General features: G+C 69.2%; 9 protein-coding genes. 3 read left to right on the top strand and 6 right to left on the bottom strand.

All coding sequences use genetic code 11. The features are described 5' to 3' along the window. Nucleotides 1-2: 2 nt before the first annotated feature. Entirely contained in the window at nucleotides 3-3536 is a 3534-nt protein-coding gene (locus OS124_RS23550; protein ID WP_237708064.1) for an amino acid adenylation domain-containing protein, read from the top strand. Continuing rightward, the gene (locus OS124_RS27860; RefSeq protein ID WP_237708063.1) at nucleotides 3524-3841 is read left to right on the top strand and encodes a hypothetical protein; all 318 of its coding nucleotides are present in this window, start codon (nucleotides 3524-3526) and stop codon (nucleotides 3839-3841) included. Before OS124_RS23550 ends, OS124_RS27860 begins: the two co-directional genes overlap by 13 nt. A 314-nt stretch (nucleotides 3842-4155) precedes the next feature. On the opposite strand, the gene OS124_RS28145 is transcribed toward OS124_RS27860, so the two are convergent. The 6 genes from OS124_RS28145 to OS124_RS23535 all read right to left on the bottom strand — a co-directional run bounded on the left by OS124_RS28145 (nucleotide 4156) and on the right by OS124_RS23535 (nucleotide 12369). Beyond that, nucleotides 4156-4278 (bottom strand): hypothetical protein, encoded by a 123-nt coding sequence (locus OS124_RS28145; RefSeq protein ID WP_272941938.1) that lies wholly within the window; start codon nucleotides 4276-4278, stop codon nucleotides 4156-4158. 296 nt (nucleotides 4279-4574) lie between these two features. Beyond that, the gene (locus tag OS124_RS0103315; protein WP_237708062.1) at nucleotides 4575-5987 is read right to left on the bottom strand and encodes a hypothetical protein; all 1413 of its coding nucleotides are present in this window, start codon (nucleotides 5985-5987) and stop codon (nucleotides 4575-4577) included. A 35-nt stretch (nucleotides 5988-6022) separates the two neighbouring features. After that, nucleotides 6023-7096, bottom strand: coding sequence for a glycosyl hydrolase family 8 (locus OS124_RS0103310; RefSeq protein WP_010137908.1), 1074 nt, complete (start codon nucleotides 7094-7096; stop codon nucleotides 6023-6025). Next, nucleotides 7093-9327: a cellulose biosynthesis cyclic di-GMP-binding regulatory protein BcsB gene (locus OS124_RS23545; RefSeq protein WP_010137907.1), complete on the bottom strand. Its 2235-nt coding sequence runs from the start codon at nucleotides 9325-9327 to the stop codon at nucleotides 7093-7095. Before OS124_RS23545 ends, OS124_RS0103310 begins: the two co-directional genes overlap by 4 nt. A 22-nt stretch (nucleotides 9328-9349) precedes the next feature. Continuing rightward, nucleotides 9350-11737 (bottom strand): UDP-forming cellulose synthase catalytic subunit, encoded by a 2388-nt coding sequence (bcsA, locus tag OS124_RS23540; protein WP_237708061.1) that lies wholly within the window; start codon nucleotides 11735-11737, stop codon nucleotides 9350-9352. After that, nucleotides 11734-12369 (bottom strand): hypothetical protein, encoded by a 636-nt coding sequence (locus OS124_RS23535; RefSeq protein WP_138919411.1) that lies wholly within the window; start codon nucleotides 12367-12369, stop codon nucleotides 11734-11736. Before OS124_RS23535 ends, bcsA begins: the two co-directional genes overlap by 4 nt. A gap of 457 nt (nucleotides 12370-12826) precedes the next feature. On the opposite strand from OS124_RS23535, the gene OS124_RS0103290 reads away from it, so the two are divergent. Continuing rightward, a complete protein-coding gene (locus OS124_RS0103290) occupies nucleotides 12827-14017 on the top strand; it encodes a tyrosine-type recombinase/integrase (RefSeq protein ID WP_010137904.1) in 1191 nt (396 codons plus the stop codon).

Raw genomic sequence — 14017 nt, 5'->3', positions numbered from 1 at the left:
CCATGTCGGCGCTCGAGGCCGTCGCGGTGCCGCAACCGCTGACCCTGGCGCAGGAGGGCGTCTGGTACGCAGAGGCCCGCAGCCCGGATCCGGCGACCTTCACCACCGGGCAGGTGCTCTGGCTCGAGGGGCCCGCGGATCGCGAGGCGCTCTGGCAGGCGGTGCGGCGCGCGGTTGACGAGGCCGGGGCGCTGCGGCTGCGCTTCACCGCTGACGCCGAGGGCCGCCCGGTGGCGCTTGCAGGCCCCGCGCCCGAGGTGTCGCGCCGCGAGGTGAGCCGCGCCGAGGCCGAGGCCGGCATCGCCGCCGAGCGCGCGGCGGGGTTCGATCTGGGCGAGGGGCCGCTGGCGCGGGTGACGCTCTGGCAGATCTCTCCCCGGTGTCACGCGGTCAGCCAGCACCTGCATCACATCGTCGCCGACGGCTATGCCAATACCCTTCTCACCCGGCGCATCGCGGCCCATTATGCCCATGCCGTCGGGCAGGGGCCCGAGCCGCGCGCCGTCGCCGGCTATGACGCGGCCCTGAAGGCCGATGCCGCCTACCGTGGCGCCCCGCAGGAGGCCGCCGACCGTGCCTTCTGGGCCGAGCAGCTGCGCGACCATCCCGGCGCCAACGGTTTTCGCCCCGGCGCGGCGGTGGCGCAGGGCGACTTCCTGCGCGCCGAGGTGATCTCGGATGCGGCGCTGCCCGAGGGGTTGCGCGCACTGGCGCAGGCGGCGGGCACCAACTGGGCCGATTGCGTCACCGCCCTGACCGCCGCCTTCTGCGCCCGGATGACCGAGGGGGTCTCGGCCCCTGGCATCCCGCTGATGAACCGCGGCGGCGGGGGGCTGGGCACGCTGGTCTCGACGCAGGTCAACGTGGTGCCCCTTCTCGCCGGGGTGGACGAGGACGCCCCGCTGGTCGACTGGATCGGCGGTGTCGCCGCGCAACTGGCGCAGATGCGGCGGCATGGGCTCTACCGGGGCGAGGCGATGCGCCGCGACCTCGGGCTGATCGGCGCGGGCCGGCGGCTGCATGGCCCGCTGATCAACGTGCTGCCCTTCGATCCGACGCCTCGCGCACCTGGCCTTGCCGCGCGGCTCGAGATCACCGGCGCGGGCTCGGTCGATGACCTGACCTTCGCCTTCCGGGGGGATGGGCGCGGACCGCTGCGCCTGCAACTGGATGCCAATCCGGCGCTCTATGCGCCCGACGAGGTGCGCGCCTGCCTCGACCGGCTGCATGCCTTCCTGCGCCGCGCACTTGGGGCCGGGACGCTGGCCGAGGTGCCGACCCTGACCGGTGCCGAGACGCGGCTGCATGTCGAGACGCGCAACGCCACCGGCCATCCGGTGCCCGAGACGACCCTGACCGCGCTGATCGAAGAGGGGCTGCGCCGCGACCCGGCCGCCCCGGCGCTGATCTTCGGCGGGCAGTCGATGGATCACGCCACGCTGGAGAGGCGCAGTGCCGCTCTTGCCGCCGCGCTGGCGGCGCGTGGGGTGGGGCCCGGCAGCCGGGTGGCCGTCGCCCTGCCGCGCTCGTTCGAGCTGCTGGTGGCGCTCTTTGCGGTGCTGCGCGCCGGGGCGGCCTATGTGCCGCTGGATCCCGAGGACGACAGCGCCCGCCGCGCCGACATGCTGGCACGCGCCGCGCCGGTGCTGGTGCTGGCCGGGGCGGACTTCCCCCATGACAGCGTGCTGTCCCCCGAAGACTGGCCCGAAAGCGGCACCGCCCCGGCGGTCCGCATCGCGCCGCAGGACCTGGCCTATGTGCTCTTCACCTCTGGATCGACGGGGCGGCCCAAGGGGGTTGCCGTTTCGCACCGGGCCATCGTCAACCGTCTGCTCTGGATGCGCGAGACCTATGCCATCGGCCCCGGCGACCGCATCCTGCAGAAGACCCCGGCGACCTTCGACGTCTCTGTCTGGGAGTTCTTCCTGCCGGTACTCTCGGGGGCGCCGCTGGTCATCGCCGCGCCCGGCGCGCATCGCGACCCGGTCGAGCTGGCCCGGCTGATCCGCGCCGAGGAGGTCAGCGTGGCGCATTTCGTGCCCTCGATGCTGGCGCTCTTCCTGGCCTGTCCTGACAGCGCGGGCCTGCGCCTGCGCCATCTCTTCGCCAGTGGCGAGGCGCTGCCCGCCGACCTCGCCCGCCTCTGCCTGACGCGCCTCAGCACCCGGTTGCACAATCTCTATGGCCCGACCGAGGCCGCCGTCGATGTCACCGCGCAAGAGGCGACGGGCCGCGAGGCCGGTGCCTCGGTGCCGATCGGGCGCCCGGTGTGGAACACCCGCTGCTACGTGTTGGACGCCCGGATGCGGCCGGTGCCCGACGGGGCGCCGGGGCAGCTCTGGCTGGGCGGGAGGCAGCTGGCCGAGGGCTACCTGGGCCAGCCCGATCTGACGGCCGAGCGCTTCCTGCCCGATCCCTTCCACCCCGGCGAACGCATCTATGCCACCGGCGACATCGTGCGCCAGTCCGCCGCGGGGGAACTGACCTACGAGGGGCGCGCCGACGGCCAGGTGAAGATCCGTGGCGTAAGGATCGAGACCGGAGAGGTCGCCGCGGCGATCCTGGCGACGGGCCTCGTTGCGCAGGCCGAGGTGCAGGCCGAAGCGGCGCCGGGGCAGGGGGCGCGGCTGCTGGCCTGGGTCACCCCCGAGGTCGACACCGACCGGCTGGCCGAGGCCCTGGCCGCGCGGCTGCCCTCGGCGCTGCAGCCCGCCGCGATCCTCGCGCTGACCGAGTTCCCCCTGGGCGCCACCGGCAAGCTTGACCGCAAGGCGCTGCCGCGTCCCGGCTTCACGGCCCGGGGCCGGGCCGCCGCGCCGGGGCTGGAAGCCGAGCTGGCCGCGCTCTATGCCGAGATCCTGGCCCTGCCGGAGATCCCCGGCGCGGGGGCCGACTTCTTCCGCATGGGCGGGGACAGCCTGCGCGCGGTGCAGTTCTCGCTCTCGGTTGAGGAGCGCACGGGGCGGCCCTGCGGCCTGGCCGACATCTTCGAGGCCCCGGTGCTGTCGGACCTCGCCCGGCGCATCGCGGCGGCCAGCGAGGCCTCGGATGCGCTTGGCCCGGTGCTGCACCTCTCCAGCGGAGAGGGCGCGCCGCTCTTCGTCATCCACCCCGCGGGCGGGATCGGCTGGTGCTATCGCAGCCTCGCCGAAAGTCTTCCCGGACGCCCGGTGATCGCCCTGCAATCGCCGCTGCTGGATCCCGGGGCCGGGGTGCCCGACAGCCTCTCGGCGCTGGCCCGGGACTATGCGGCCCGGATCACGGCGCTGTGCGGCGATGGCCCGGCCCATCTGGCGGGGTGGTCACTGGGCGGGCTGATCGCGCAGGAGGTGGCCGTGCAGCTGCAGGCGGCCGGAACGGCGGGACCGGCGACCGGACTGGTCGCCCTGCTGGACGCCTATCCGGCCGAATGCTGGCGCAACCAGCCCGACCCCGGCCCCGAGGCGGCGCTGCGCGCCCTTCTGGCGATGTCGGGTGTCGATCCCCGAGGCCCCAGCCCGAGGTGCGCTCGCGCGCAGAGATCATGGCCTTCCTGAAGCGGCGCGGCGCCACCCTGGCGCAACTGCCCGAGGCGGCGCTTGAGGGGGTCATCCGCTCGGTCCAGCAGGTCAACCGGCTGGTGCACGGCCATCACGAGCAGCGCCTCGAGGGACGTCTGCTGCATGTGCGGGCCGAGCTGGATCACGGCGAAAGCGGGGTACGGCCCGAGCTGTGGCAACCCTTGTGCGCCGAGCTGGAACTGGCGGGGCTGCCCTGCCTGCACGGGCAGATGGTGAGCGCCGCGATGGTGGGGCGCCTGGCGCCGCTGCTGCAGGCGCGAATGCGCGCGGCAGAGGGCTGACCCCGCAGCTGACCCCGGGCGGGGATGCCTGCCGGGGGAGGCGTAGGGGCGGGGATTGCCTGCCGTTCGCTGCGTCCCGGTCGTCGCCGGGGCCGGCAGGGACGCCGGACCAGAGACGGACCACGGGCAGGGCAGGAGGATGCGCGAATGGGATCTTGAGGGGTGGGGGGCTGCGCGTCAGCCCCGGAAGCGGCGGGCCGATCTGCGCGGTTTCGTCTGATGGTCCTGACCCGTGCCGCCTTGCTTGGCCGGATCCGGTGCCGTTCACCCCGATCGACGGAAAGTCGGGGTCGGCGGTCTTCGGTAGCCCGGGATCAGGCCAGGTAGTGGACCACGGCGAGGAAGATGGCGGCACCGGCGAGCAGTTCGAGCGCCTGAGCGCGGACCCAGCGGCGGTTCTTCTGCTGGCTGGCGAGTTCGATTTCGTGCTTGCTCATGTCGCTGTTTCCTCTGTGAAAGTGTGAGTTAACCATACCGTCGTTAACCCTGAGGGGGGAGGGCTGCGGGGGGGTAATCCGGGGCGCTTTGGGGGACGCGGGATATCTCTTCCGGCGCGGATTGGGACAGGCGGTTGGGCGGCCCTATCCCTTGGGATAGGGGCATCTTTAAGGGGCCATGAGAGTGCCGCAATTGCGCCTCATTTCCGCCGGGCGGGGGCCTGAAACGACGATCCCCCGCGCTGTGCAGGGCGCGGGGGACAGAAAGGGCAGTCGTGATTCGCCGGGCCCGAAGCCTATTGCAGCGCGTCCGACAGGGCCCGACGCGACGCCGTGGTGGCCATCTGGTCATGCAGGCGCTGGAACTCGGCCTTGGCCCGTTCCTTCTTGCCCGAGTTCAGGTAGGCATATCCGCGCAACATCGCCAGATCGCGGCGCACGACGCCGGTGATCCGCTCCAGCTCGTCGAAATAGGCGATGGCGCGGGCATAGTCGCCGCGGTCGTAGGCGGCGACGCCGCGCTTGTCGAGGATCAGGCTCTCGACTTCAAGGCGCTGTTCAGCGGTGAACGGGGTGGCTGCGGCGATGGCCGAGGCCTGATCGACCATGTCGAGCTGCAGCATGGTGATCGCCTGCCCGTAGCGGGCATCCCGGCGGGCCGCGGCCGAACCGCCGCGGTTGGCCGCATCGTTGAAATCGGACAGCGCCTGCATCGGACGGTCGGCGTTCAGGGCGCACCAGCCGCGTTGCGCAACCGTGGCCGCGTCACGGGCCGAGGCGCTGGCGGCAAGGCAGCCTGCCCAGTCTCCGCGCTGTGCCGCAGCGGTGCTGCGCGACGAGGCCGCGGGGGCGGCGCTGCCTCCGCCGGTGCCGGAGCCGCCGCTGGCTGCACGTGCCGGCGGTGCGGGTGTCTCGCCCCGGCTGAGCGGGCGCAGGCTGACCTTGGGGCTGATCCCCTCGGGCCATTCCGCCCCCTCGGGCGGCGGGGTGCCGTTGCCGGTGGCTGTCGTCGTGACCGCGTCGGGATCCTGGGCCAGGATGCCGGCCCGCAGGCGGCTTTCGACCGCGCTCAGGCGCTCGGCGCTGCCGGGCGCCTGGCCCCGGGCCTGCTCGGCCACCTCGGCAAGCTGGTCGAGGCTGCTGATCGCGGCGGATTTCTCAAGCGTGGCGACGAGGATGTCGGGATCGGTACAGCTGCGCGCGATGCCCAGGTAGACGCCATAGGCCGAGGCCACGTCGCCGGTGGCCTGGTATTGCTCGGCCAGAAGCCAGGCGTTGTTGACCCGTTCGCAGCGCAGCAACGCGGGGTTGCCCCGGGCAATACGGATGGCCACCTCGGCGTTACCGGCATCGACCGCGGTATTGAAGTTCTCCTGGGCCTCGGAGCTGGCCAGGGTCTCCAGCAGTTCGGACGAGGGCGACCAGCTTGGATAGGTGCGGCTGATCTCGTCGATGGTGGCGCGGGCGGCGTCGAAATCGCGCGCCTCGATCTGACGATAGATGCTGTCGATCCTCTCGCCCGGAACGCCCTGTTCCATCTGGCCGAGGTCCTCGGGCACCACCCAGTCGGGATACTGCAGCTGCAGGCGGCGCAGCTCCGAGTTGACGGCCTGCTGGTTGTCTTCCGACAGGTAGAACCGCAGGGCCTGCAGGTCGGCATCGCTCGGCGCCTGGGACAGCGCGGGAGAGGCGAGAAGGCTGCACGCCACCAAAAGCGCGAGCCGGGAAGAGTGCAGCAGAGGTTTCATATCGGAATACACATCGGAGAGGCTTCGATCTGCGCCACCATGGCGAAGAGCTGAAGCGTGGCAGGATAGTAGGGCGAACTTGCCGAGAACGGCGGGATATCGGAGCCGACGCTGCGCCTTGCGGTGCAGGTGGCCAGGGCCGAGATCGCCTTGTAGCCGGGGTCGTCGCTGGTCGACAGGGCGGCGCCCGTGTCGCGGTCGATGACCGTGGCGACGAGGCCGGCGCTGACCCTTTCCTGCGCCTCGGCATAGCGCAGGATGGCAGGGTGATCCGTGAGGCCGGACCAGATCAGGTAGAGCGGAATCCGCATCGCTTCATAGCCGGCGTCAAACGAGAAGCCTTCCGCCGCGCGCAGCCCGGCCGGGGTGACTTCGACCCAGTCGGGCACGACGCCGGTCTGGGCGAGACTGCGCGAGACCTCGACAGCGCCGCGGGCCGCCTGTGCCAGCACCGGGGCGTCGAACTCGGTTGCCAGCTCGGTCATTGCCAGCGGCATGGCGTAGCAGGGATTGTAGATGAAGCCCTCGGCGGTACCGAAGCCCTCGGCGCCGGGGAGCAGCAGTGGGTCGAAGCCCTCGCCGCCGGGATGGCGGGCAATGCAGGTGGCAATCAGGTCGGTGACGATCTGGCGGGCGGTCTCGCGGTAGCTGGGCACGTTGAAGCGCTGCGAGGCGCGCAGCAGGGCCCAGGCGCGGAACAGGTCGCCGTCGCTGGCATTGTTGAGGTCGGGCACCCGGATCGGTTCATCCGGGAACCAGCGCCAGGCCATCAGGTTGTCGGGACGGATCGCCAGGTTGAGGCGGGTCCAGGTCTCCATCCGGTCGAAGCTGCGCTGATCGCCCATGGTGGCGGCCAGCAGCATGCCGTAGCCCTGGCCCTCCGAGTGGCTGGCGTTGCTCTGGAACTGGTCGATGACCCGGCCCGTGGCATCCAGGTTGGCGTCGCGCCAGGCCTGCCACACGTCCTGAAGCTTGGCTTCCAGGCCCGGGTTCTGCGCCAGCGAGGCTGGGGCGCTGCCGATCAGCCCGGCCAGGGCTGCCATTCCCGAAAGTACGCTGCGCCGGTTCATTTCTTTCTCCGTCGGCTCACGATCAGAAGTCCCATTGCCGAAAGTGCGCACACAAAGGCGAGCAGGAATAGTGGGGCAATGTAGCGACCGGGTGAGAGTGTTACATAGTTGCCGACGACCGCGCGGGCATTGGTGATGGTCAGCGGCTCATGCAGGGTGAGGGGGCGGTTGGCGGATCTCCAGACCTGCCACTTGCCGTCGTAGCCGAACAGCGAGACCTGGCCCTTCGGCCCTTCCGAGCGTCGGTGCATGTCGACCAGCGACGCCACCAGCCGTTCGGTATCGGTGTTGGGCCGTACCACCAGCCAGAGGTTTTCGGGGCTCTCCATCGTCGGCTGGATCAGCATCGCCTCGGCGGATCGGCCTAGCAGCCAGCTGTCCAGGTCGGATTCCGGGCCGCGCCCGAGGGCGGCGATCTTGCCCTTCAGCTCGCGAAGCCGGTCGGCGGCCTTGCGCCGGTCCAGCAGGATGGACAGCCAGCTTTCAGTCTCGAGGGTGGCCCAGGGGTCAACGCCGCCACCGTCGGGCGTAGGCGCCGACAGCAGCACCTCTTCCAGCTGCAGGACGTTCTTGCTGACGATGTCGCCCGGGATCTGCGACAGGTCGGCGGGAATGCCGATCCGGATGGAGCCGGTGCGGGGCGGCTGGCCGGGAACCTGCTGCGCCGTCTCGTCGGGGGCGTAGATCGAGGCGACCTGGGCCAGCAGGCCAAGGGGCAGGGTCCGGGCTGCGGCCTCGCTCATCGAGATCCGCGAGACATCGACCGCCGCGAGGGTGCGGTCGATGCGGGGCACGGTCATCCGCGGGCTTTCCGGAATGTTCAGGCTGGTGCTGTCGAAGACCTGGAAGGCGGGCGCCTGACGCGGAACGCAGGCGGCATCCGAGGGTTCGCCGGGAATCAGGGCCTCGAAGGAGATCTCGTTGGCCCCCGGTTGCAGCTGGTTGGCGGCAAAGGTGATCAGCAGCGGATCCAGACGGCGCCCGGCGTCCTCGACATCGTCGAGGGGCAGCAGGCGGATGGTCTGCTCATTGATCTTCACCAGCAGCAGCGAGCCCTTCGGAAGATCGGTGTCGAAGGCATAGTCCAGGCGCATCTGCGCCCGTTGCGAAGCCAGGACCAGCCAGTCCCAGGGCAGCCGGAAGGATACGGACTTGCGGATGTAGTGACCATGCCCCTCGACCGTGGGGATGCCGATTGAGGCCAGCGTGCGGCTGGCGCCCGGGCTGATCAGGGGCGGGGCGGTGCCGGTTTCGCCCGGGCCGAGGGCATCGGTCAGCAGGGTGGCGATCTTCTCGGCCTCGCCGCTGTTGGTCAGCAGCACGATTGCGCCGTCACCGCCGATGCGGAAGGCGGGCAGCTCTGGCATGGTCACCTGCTGGGGCAGGGCCGTGACCCGTGCCAGCTGGGGATTGGTCGCAGAGACGGTGTAGTAGTCCTCGACCAAGATTTCCGGGGGCAGGCCGCCGAAAAGCTTCTCTACCTTCGCGACGGAAGGCGATGCGCCGATGACATTGGCATTGTCCGCATTGGTCAGCGAGAAGGTGCTGCCCTGGCCAAGCTGGGCGGCGGCGGCTGCAATGAAGCTCAGCGGATCGCGGCCAAGCTCGGACCTGGGCACCGTGATGCCGCTCTGATGCGCGATGACGTCGGTCCACAGCCCGAAAGAGGCATCGGGCCCGCACATGACGCGGTGGACCTGTTCAAGCTTCAGCTCCACGAGGTTGCGACCGGCCTTCAGCAGCCCGGCGGGCAGATCGAGGCCATCGGTGCCGGCGGCCGAGAAGTTGTCCAGCTCCAGCGTGCCGACCTCGGTGCCATTGACCAGGACTGTCGCCCGGGACCGCCCCGGCAGCAGGTTGATCGAGCTGAGGGTCGTGAGGTCCAGCCGCGCTTCGCCGAGCGCCCGGGGCAGGAACATCCAGAAGCCCTCTTCAGGGTATTCGCCCTGCATCCGGTGGCCGGCGGTCTCGCCGCCCTGCGGACTGCGGGGGCGCAGCGGCAACAGGACATCGCGGGTACGGACCTCGGCATCGGCCTCCTCGGCCGCGGGGGCCGCCCATTGCCGCTCATTCGCGCGGGACGGTTCGGCGGGGGCCCGGGTGGCGGGGGACAGCTCGGGACGGCCGGACACGCCGGGGCTGTCGAAGAGGATCTGCTGCGCCGAGACCCCGCCCGCCTGAAGGCCGAGGACCGGAAGCAGGCAGAGAAGCAAGGCGGTGGTCTGTTTCATGGCCCTCGTCCTCTTCATGGTGCTAGTCCTCGATCCTGAGGTATTCGTCCTGCGGATTGGCCGCGGCGGCAACCGGTGCGCCGGGGGCGCCGGCGAGGGCCGGGGCCGCATCGGTCTCCCTGGCGGCGCCGGTGAAGGCGTCCTCGAAGGGGGTGTCGTCATCGGCCACGGGCACTGCCTCGTGCTTGGAGAACTCGCGCAGGAAGTCGTAGATCGTCTGCGGCACCGACAGGGCGCTCTTGGCCAGCACGTAGAGCAGCCCGGTGACCAGGGTGCTGCCCTGGGCGTGGAACTTGCGGAAGAACTGCCAGCGGCGGCTGTCGCCGTAGACCACATGCGCGGTCAGCCGCGCCGCGCCGATCATGCTGTCCGCGGGCACCGCGAGATCGACCCGGGTGCCTTCGACGCCGGGGCGCACCCCCGCGAGGGTCAGGGTCAGCGGAACCTCGAGATCTGCCGCCTTGGGCAGGATCGGCAGCAGCACGACTTCGGCGCCGACCTGCTCGGGCGTCCAGCTTTCCTGGCCGCTTTCCGTCAGTTGCAGCTGGATCCTCTCGGGGCTGGCCGAAAGGATCGTCGCCTCGCGCGGTTCGCCGGACGGCGCCGGTGACTGGTCCGACTCGGCTGGGACAAGCGTCAGCCGCGCCGGTGTCGAGACCGCCGTGCGGGGCCGCGTCAGACGGCGCGGCCGCTCGAAGACCGCGCGCAGCGAGAAGGCAGCGAGGATGAAGTTGTAGAGCGCCCAGGCCCCGACGATCTGAACGACATAGCGGTCGCCGGGGAAGGCATACCAGCGGTAGACCCCGGCCAGCAGCCCGGCCAGCAGCACCCCGACCAGAAGCGTGAGCGGACGGTAGATCGGCGACAGGAAGGCATGTTCAAGCGTGCCATCCTTGGCGGTCACCTTGAAGGTCGCGCCGCGTGGATTGCGCACGGTCTCGATCAGCGCCAGCAGGATGTAGGGGGTCTGCGCGATTTCGTAGACCTCGGATATCTGCGGCCACCTGACATCCGAGAACAGCGCGTTCTGCACGATGAAGCCGATCAGCAGATAGGGCAGGATGTAGACGAAGACCTCGCTGGAATCGACGACGAAGATCTCGAGCCCGAAGAAGAGGTAGAGAAGCGGGCTGAGCAGGAAGATCATGCGGATCAGCGGGAACAGCCAGAAGCTCATCGAGTTGAGGTAGCACAGGCGCTGCGTCAGCGAGAGCCCCGAGCGGAACATCGGGTTCTTCAGGATCAGCATCTGGATCATGCCGGTGGCCCAGCGTCCGCGCTGCTGGATGAACGAGGCGAAGGTTTCCGGCTGCAGCCCGGCGATCATCGCGTGATCGAGATACATGCTTTCCCATCCGCGCGAGTGGATATCCAGCGCGGTCTCGGCATCCTCGGTGATGGTCTCGCCCGAGATGCCGCCCACCTCGTCCAGCGCCCGGCGGCGCAGCAGGGCGGCCGAGCCGCAGAAGAAGGCACCGCCCATGCGGTCCAGACCCCGGTGGATCTCGGAATAGAACATCTCGTTCTCCGAGGGGCAGTCCTCGGGCAGGGCAAGGTTGCGCTCGATCGGGTCGCGGTTGGTGAAGAAGTGCGGCGTCTGTACCAGGAAGAGGCGCGGGTTCTCGGCGAAATAGCCGACGGTGCGGGCGAGGAACTCGGGCGTGGGGACGTGGTCGGCATCGAGGATCAGCACCAGCTCGCCGGTCAGGTTCTGCAGCGCCGCGTTCAGGTTGCCGGCCTTGGCATGCTCGTTCTTGGCACGGGTGGAGTAGACCACGTCCAGCTCGGCGCAGAGCGCCTGCAGGGTCTTGCGCCGCTCCTGCGAGCGGGCCGCCAGGGCGGGATCCTTGGAATTGCAGCGCTGGTCGGTGCCGCCGTCATCGCACAGGACGACGGTCTTCTTGCCTTCAGGGTAGGTGATCCGCTTGGCCGCCGACAGGGTCACGGCCAGCAGCTCCGGGCTTTCGTCGTAGCTTGGCACGAGGATGTCGACCGAGGGCACGTCGGTCAGCTTGATCGGCTCGGGGCGCGCGTGGGTCACCGGGTCAGAGGTGATCAACGCGGTCAGGAAGAACAGGACGACCGTGAAGGTCTCGGCGCCGAAAAGCACCAGCGCCGCCGCGAGCGAGATCGGATCGTCCAGCGACGGCAGGGTCTCGAGCAGGCGCCACAGCCAGTAGCGCAGAACGAAGACCCCGGCGATCGACATGACGATGATGCGGACCGAGATCTTCGAGCCGACCATCGGTTTCAGCCCGTAGATCATGGCACAGGTCAACAGCGCCAGCAGGCCCTGGGTGCCGACCGAGATCGGAATGGAGGCGAGGAACAGCAAGGGGATCGCCAGGACGATCCAGATCCCGAGCAGCAGCATCCTCGTGGCGGATTTCGGGGCGGAGGCGCCGCTCATGGCAGCGGCGCTGCCAGCGGCGACAGCATCTGCGGCGCCGCGCCACGCGGGGCGCGGGTCGCGGCGAAGGCGACCGCATCCGGGCCGATCGGCTCAAGCGCCTCGTCCTCACTGCCGATGACGCAGTTGCGCAGCATCATGTCCATGATGACGGCCCCGGACACCAGCGTGCGGTCGGTCTTGTCGATGCGGCGGAAGGCCAGCACGCAGTTCAGCCCGGCATGGTTGGTCCAGCGCGCCCAGTTCATCACGCCAAGCGAGTCTTCGCGGGTCTTGAAGGAGAGCTTGTCGAAGGCTTCGAACGGGTAGGGCGTGCCCTCGGTCTCATCCAGCATCTGGGTCGGCTGGAACCGCGTCTCGATGGCATGGGACGAGCGATCGGCCAGCAGCAGCACGACGTTCTCGCCCCGCAGCGAGGTCGGGTTGTTCAGCAGGATGCGCTGTTCAGTCACCGATCCGGCGGTGCGTTCCAGCACCAGCTGGATCTTCTCGGCGCGAATCCAGGCCGCGGAAAGCGGTTGCTGGGCGTAGGGCGTCTCGACCGGGCGGCGCTGGATATGGATCTGCGGGAAGGAGGCATCGTCGCAGGCCACAAGCGCAAAGGCCAGGGCGCCTGCCAGCAGGGCGCGCATCATGCGACCCCTGGTCGCGGCTTCTCTACTGCTGGAATACCTGCTCATCTACCACCATACCTTGCCTCGGTCCCGCGAAAGGCAAACCTCTTCTGAATGGAAGCCGTGCGCCTTCAGCAGACCCTCGCGTCACCCTATGCCCTGACCCGGGGTGACGCAATGCTCTGAACCCGCTCGATAACCAAGCGTGGACAACATGCTACGGTTTCGCGCGGCACTGTTGCAGCCGTGCATTCATCATGGCGATCTTGTGGCGAATTATGGTGCCGCAGGGGGGCGATGAATTCCTCAATATCTGGATTTCAGCGGCATTCATGCGCACTCAGGCATTCCCATATGCTCATAAAAACATGGATCAAATGAAATCAGGGGGTATCAAGGGCGCCTGGAGAATACTATATCTCGGGGTGGATAGAGAGGGGGATTGAAATGCTCTCTCGCGCATGGAGCCCCTGCAATGCCCGCCATGAACCGACTGAGTGCCCGAGCCATCCCGAGCCTGCCCGCTGGCAAGCACGCGGACGGCGCGGGCCTGTGGCTGGTGAAGCGCGAGGACGGCGGTGCGCAATGGGTGCTGCGCGTCACCGTTCACGGCAGGCGGCGTGAAATGGGGCTGGGAGCCTATCCGGCTGTTTCGCTGGCGGATGCCCGGCGCAAGGCCGATGAGGCCCGCGCCCAGGTGCGCGAGAACTTGGACCCGATCAAGGAGCGCGAACGTGCCCGGCGTGAGGCGTCCAGCAAGTTGTACATGCTGAGTGACGTGGCGGCGGATGCCTTCGAGAGCCGCAAAGCCGAACTGAAGGGCGACGGGAAGGCCGGGCGCTGGTTCAGCCCTCTGGAGCTTTACGTGCTGCCGAAGCTGGGCAAGGTGCCCGTGGCGGATCTGGACCAGAAGGATATTCGTGATTGCCTCGCCCCGATCTGGCACGAAAAGGCTGACACGGCGCGGAAGGCTATGAACCGGCTGGCAATCTGCATGAAACACGCCGCCGCGCTGGGGTTGGACGTGGACTTGCAGGCGACCGAAAAGGCCCGAGCCCTTCTCGGGCAACAGCGTCACGAGGTGCAGAACATCCCCGCTGTTCACTGGCAGGACGTGCCAGGCTTCTATGAGACACTGAGCGACGGGACCGTTACGCACCTTGCCATGCGTCTGCTCATCCTGACCGGCGTGCGGTCGCGTCCTCTGCGCTTCCTTCATGAAGACCATCTGGGCGGCGACATTTGGACTGTGCCGGGGGAGTACATGAAGGGCCGGAAGGGCATGACCAGCGATTTCCGGGTGCCCCTGCCGCCCGAGGCTATGGCGGTCATTGAGGAAGCCCGGCGCCACTCTCGAGATGGCTACCTGTTCCCGAGCACCCGAAAAGGGGTGATTTCGGACGCCACCATGTCCCGGATGATGGAGCGGCGCGGCATGGTGGAACGGCCGCATGGCTTCCGCTCCTCGCTCCGGGATTGGCTGGCTGAGGCGACGGACGCACCGCACGAGGTGGCAGAGGCCTGCCTGGGGCACCGGACTGACGGCGCCGTGGTTCGAGCCTACCGGCGAACAGACTTCCTAGAGCAAAGGCGCATTCTCATGGGGCGCTGGGCGAAACATGTGACCGGCCAGTCCGGAGTTCTACTAAAAGCGGTTGGGGCATGA

This window comes from Oceanicola sp. S124, from assembly GCF_000220565.1.
Taxonomy (GTDB): domain Bacteria; phylum Pseudomonadota; class Alphaproteobacteria; order Rhodobacterales; family Rhodobacteraceae; genus Pseudooceanicola.
This window is presented reverse-complemented; position numbering and strand designations above follow the sequence as displayed.

Excerpts from the sequence above, each read along its gene's own strand:
- OS124_RS23535 (WP_138919411.1), bottom strand. The coding sequence starts at position 12,369 with ATGCGCGCCCTGCTGGCAGGCGCCCTGGCCTTTGCGCTTGTGGCCTGC.
- bcsA (WP_237708061.1), bottom strand. The coding sequence starts at position 11,737 with ATGAGCGGCGCCTCCGCCCCGAAATCCGCCACGAGGATGCTGCTGCTC.
- OS124_RS0103290 (WP_010137904.1), top strand. The coding sequence starts at position 12,827 with ATGCCCGCCATGAACCGACTGAGTGCCCGAGCCATCCCGAGCCTGCCC.
- OS124_RS0103310 (WP_010137908.1), bottom strand. The coding sequence starts at position 7,096 with ATGAACCGGCGCAGCGTACTTTCGGGAATGGCAGCCCTGGCCGGGCTG.
- OS124_RS28145 (WP_272941938.1), bottom strand. The coding sequence starts at position 4,278 with ATGAGCAAGCACGAAATCGAACTCGCCAGCCAGCAGAAGAACCGCCGC.
- OS124_RS27860 (WP_237708063.1), top strand. The coding sequence starts at position 3,524 with ATGGCCTTCCTGAAGCGGCGCGGCGCCACCCTGGCGCAACTGCCCGAG.
- OS124_RS23550 (WP_237708064.1), top strand. The coding sequence starts at position 3 with ATGTCGGCGCTCGAGGCCGTCGCGGTGCCGCAACCGCTGACCCTGGCG.
- OS124_RS23545 (WP_010137907.1), bottom strand. The coding sequence starts at position 9,327 with ATGAAACAGACCACCGCCTTGCTTCTCTGCCTGCTTCCGGTCCTCGGC.